Below are 523 nucleotides of genomic sequence, written 5' to 3' on the forward strand. Positions count from 1 at the left end.
ACTTATTTGACAACATTCTTGGATGTTGTCGCGCGTACATATCAGCGGGTCTCATATAGCCGCCGATTTCATTTTAGATCGATCGATTTAGAATATACTACCTCAACAAAACTGACAACCGAGTCGCATTTGATCTTCGCGCGAAAGCCGAAGCGAGATGATGGCTCGACCGGCAGCCATACGGTGGCAGCCATCTACGCAATACGTCTGAGATTGGCCAGGTCGTGTGTGAAAAGATCGCTAAGAAAGGCCGTCAGAACCTTAGGCGCCCTTGTCCGATACACCCGCCGACTCGAAGCTCGCCATGTCGTTGATAAACGCCGCGGCCGCGCGCAGCAAGGGCAATGCGAGTGCGGCGCCCGTGCCTTCGCCAAGCCGCAAGCCGAGCTCGAGCAAGGGTTTAGCGCCGAAATGCGCCAGCATTTTCTGATGTCCGGCTTCGCCCGATGCATGCGCGAACACGCAATAGTCGAGGACCGCCGGCGAGATCGCGTTCGCCACGAGCAACGCCGACGTGACGATG

1 protein-coding gene and 1 pseudogene are annotated in these 523 nt (G+C 56.4%); one reads left to right on the forward strand and one right to left on the reverse strand.

The window, feature by feature from the left end; genetic code table 11:
* Nucleotides 1-164: 164 nt before the first annotated feature.
* Nucleotides 165-314, forward strand: a pseudogene (locus GSQ77_RS29530) (alanyl-tRNA editing protein); the annotation flags it as partial.
* Here the strand turns inward: GSQ77_RS29530 and GSQ77_RS14855 are convergent.
* Nucleotides 262-523, reverse strand: a 262-nt coding sequence (locus GSQ77_RS14855; RefSeq protein WP_254067630.1) for a nicotinate-nucleotide--dimethylbenzimidazole phosphoribosyltransferase, incomplete at its 5' end; no start/stop codon positions are given. The pseudogene GSQ77_RS29530 and the gene GSQ77_RS14855 sit on opposite strands and share 53 nt — an antisense overlap.

This window comes from Burkholderia sp. L27(2015) (assembly GCF_009765705.1).
Taxonomy (GTDB): Bacteria; Pseudomonadota; Gammaproteobacteria; order Burkholderiales; family Burkholderiaceae; genus LMUX01.